This window comes from Nostoc sp. 2RC (assembly GCF_014222165.1).
GTDB classification, from domain to species: domain Bacteria; phylum Cyanobacteriota; class Cyanobacteriia; order Cyanobacteriales; family Nostocaceae; genus Nostoc; species Nostoc linckia.
In genome coordinates this window covers 1-3,373 of record NZ_JACKZU010000563.1, presented here as the reverse complement: position 1 = coordinate 3,373, position 3,373 = coordinate 1, and the positions used below count along the sequence as shown (strand labels likewise).

Sequence of the window (3,373 nt, the reverse complement as noted above, 5' to 3'; positions counted from 1 at the left end):
CACAACTTCCCCTTAGACTTGGCATCTGCCGAAGCGGCTCCTGTTGCAATCAGCGCTCCTGCTATCAACGGTTAATCATCGAGTCTAACTAAATAGAAAACGCTCTCTGGAAACAGAGGGCGTTTTGTCGATTTTGGTCATTTAAGGCAAGTCTATTGTTTAGGACATCATATTGAGAGCAACTCAAGTATCAGAAATTTTTTCTGTGGCAACAAAAAAACAGGTTTATCTCAATTGTGAAAAAGTTTTTTTGGAAAAACTGGAACACCATTTTGGATTTTAGATTTCTATAGTGAATGATTGAGTGCCCTAGCGATCTAAAATTACACTGTGAATCGGCAAACAAGAAGCAAATAAGTTCCGTGTATGAAGCGTCAAAGCTCTATTTTTTCATTGATTTTAGTATTATTGGCCACATTTCTTATTAGTTGTGGCGGGCCTGGTGTTGCAGTTGCACCTCCAACGTACACTGCAAGCCAAATTGCGGAAATTAAGGAATACGTTCCCGAAATTCAAGCTGTGCGCGATCGCTCACAAGAGTTGAAAACCCTGATTCAAAAACAAGATTGGATCAACGTGAGCAACTTTATACACGGCCCAATAACAGAAGCAAGGTTCAACTTGACTTATGTCACTCCCCACCTTCTATCCAAAGACCAAACCGCAGCACGTCAAATAACGCGAGATTTGTTTAACCACTTGGTTAAAATCAATCAAGGCGCTTCCTCTGGTAACGCTCAACTTGCGTTGACTAACTCCGAAGCCGCTTTCGCAGATATTGACAAATTCCTCCAGTTGCTTCCTGAGGCAAGCACTCAATAGAAGCAAGTTAAGGTAGGGATGGGGGGATGAGGGAGTAGAAGGAGCAGGGGAGCAGGGGAGCAAGGGAGATGAGTTTTTACCCTCTGCCCCTAGTGGTGTGCCAACCCAAAAATGCGCTTCTTTCGGGCTGGGGAAAGAGAAAGGGGTAAAGGGTAAGGGATTTAAAACCTTTCCCCTTTCCCCTTTAAAGAGCTAAGTCACGAAAGCGAACTACTAGAGCTTCTCTGCCTCTTGTGCCCCATACCCTTAATTTCAAATAAACAATGAGTCATGTAGTCATTATCGGTTGTGGTGTAGTTGGAGCTGCCATCGCTTATGAACTCAGTCACGTAAAAGGACTGAAAATCACTGTTTTCGACCGACAACCACCAGCACAAGCTTCTACGGGTGCTGCACTTGGCGTTTTGATGGGGGTAATCAGTCAAAAAATCAAGGGCAAGGCTTGGCAAATGCGACAAATTAGCATCCAACGCTATGAAACTTTGATTCCAGAATTAGAAACTTTAACAAATCGTCAGATACCTTTTAACCGCCAAGGAATTCTTATGCTGTTGTCCGATGTCAGCGAGGAAATTTCAGCATGGGAAAAGTTAGTAGAAACTCGCCACTCTCAAGGCTGGGAGTTAGAGATTTGGGACACTGGTAAACTGAAAAATATTTGTCCTCAGGTAAATTGTGAAAAAATTACTGGCGCTGTCTATTCTCCTCAAGACCGTCAACTCGATCCAACTGCGCTGACATTGGCTTTAGTTGAGGCTGCTCAGCATAATGGTGTGACTTTCAAATTTGGCGTAGCTGTTTTAGATAGTGAAACTTCAATTATTGAATCTTCACTCCAATGTTGCCATCACCTAGAGACTACAGAAGGAAAAATAGCTGCTGATTGGTTTGTAGTGTCAGCAGGATTAGGTTCAACACCACTCACAGCAAAATTAAACCAGCAGATTGATATCCGTCCGGTGTTGGGACAGGCTTTACAAGTACATTTAGAGCATCCATTGGGCAATCCCGACTTCCAGCCAGCCATTACAGGTAATGATGTCCATATTGTTCCTGTGGGTGGTGGAGATTATTGGCTTGGTGCAACGGTGGAATTTCCCACCAACGGCGATGAAATACCGCCGAATCAACAACTGTTGGAATTTGTGAGAGAACAAGCGATCGCATTTTGCCCAGAATTAGCTACAGCAAGTATTGTCCGCACTTGGTCTGGATTACGCCCCCGTCCTGAAGGACGCCCAGCCCCAGTTATTGGTCAGTTACCTGGATTTAGTAATGTCCTATTGGCCACTGGACACTATCGCAACGGCGTTTTATTGGCTCCCGCTACAGCACATGCAATTCGTGAGATGATTATTCCTCAGGGACAAGGGCATGGGGCATAGGGCATGGGAAGCAGAGGGGGCAGGGGAAAAGGTTAAAGGTTAAAGGGAAAGGAATAAATTTAATCTTTCCCTTTTTCCCCGGTTGGTGAGCTTGTCGAACCATACCCCTTTCCCTTTCCCCGTGCCCAATGCCCAATGCCCAATGCCCAATGACGGCAGTTGCTCCACTTGGGGAGACCCCAAGACCGCACTGCCTCCCCCATGCCCAATCTATAAGAAAAATAGCGTGTCAATAACAGAACATAAAATAACTGTAAATTCACTCGAATGGTTTTATCGTGAATCTTCACCAATCGGCAGAACTGATTTAACGCCAGTAGTGTTGCTACACGGCTTAGTTTCACAAAGTTACAGTTGGCGTAATATTATACCTGCTTTAGCTAATCAAGGTACGAGAGCGATCGCCCCAGATTGGATTGGTTACGGGTTTTCTGCAAAACCAGAAAAACGAGATTTTGCTTACACTCCTGATGCTTTTATTACGGCTTTAGAAGAATTTATCAAAGCACTAGAACTCGAACATTTTTCTTTAGTTGTACAAGGCTTTTTGGGTTCTGTAGGACTACAATATGCTTTGCGTCATCCAGAACAAATTGCCAATTTAGCTATCTTAAATACACCAATTTCCCAGACTGCGAAGTTACCCTGGAAAATTAAACAAATGGGTTTACCTTTGGCTGGTGAAGTTATGACCCAAGACCCCTTGTTAGTTGACCGCACACTAGAAGGTGGTAGCCGTTATCGCATTGAAGATAAGGATTTAGATGTTTATCGAAAACCATTTTTAACAACTTCTGCATCTGGTCGAAGTTTGTTAGCAAGTATCCGCAATTTACAACTTGATTCTGCAATGACAGAAATCGAATCTGGGTTTAAAGAATGGCAACAGCCAATTCTCATTCAATGGGGTACTATTGACCCTTGGTTACCTGTAGACATTGCAGAAAATTTTGCTAACTCGGTATCGAATGCAGAATTAATAAAACTTAATAACGTCGGACATTATCCTCAAGAACATTACCATGAGACTATTTTAGAAGACCTTTTACCCTTTGTGCGTCGTAAAGAGGCTCATTGAGAATATACCTCATACCAATTTAATATGAAGACGCATACAAAGACCCCACCCGCGCTAACGCGCACCCTCCCCTTGCCAAGGGGAGGGT

The 3,373-nt window shown here is 43.6% G+C and carries 3 protein-coding genes and 1 pseudogene; all 4 read left to right on the top strand.

What is annotated here, in order from left to right; all coding sequences use genetic code 11:
• A pseudogene (locus GNE10_RS33140) lies at nucleotides 1–75 on the top strand (photosystem II protein D1); the annotation flags it as partial.
• 291 nt (nucleotides 76–366) lie between these two features.
• Complete coding sequence (gene psbQ / locus GNE10_RS33135) at nucleotides 367–822, top strand: photosystem II protein PsbQ (RefSeq protein ID WP_185570300.1); 456 nt, start codon at nucleotides 367–369, stop codon at nucleotides 820–822.
• Nucleotides 823–1,085: 263 nt separating this feature from the next.
• Entirely contained in the window at nucleotides 1,086–2,207 is a 1,122-nt protein-coding gene (locus tag GNE10_RS33130; RefSeq protein ID WP_185570298.1) for an FAD-binding oxidoreductase, read from the top strand.
• 226 nt (nucleotides 2,208–2,433) lie between these two features.
• Nucleotides 2,434–3,285, top strand: a complete 852-nt coding sequence (locus GNE10_RS33125) for an alpha/beta fold hydrolase (RefSeq protein WP_185570297.1) — start codon at nucleotides 2,434–2,436, stop codon at nucleotides 3,283–3,285.
• Nucleotides 3,286–3,373: the final 88 nt, after the last annotated feature.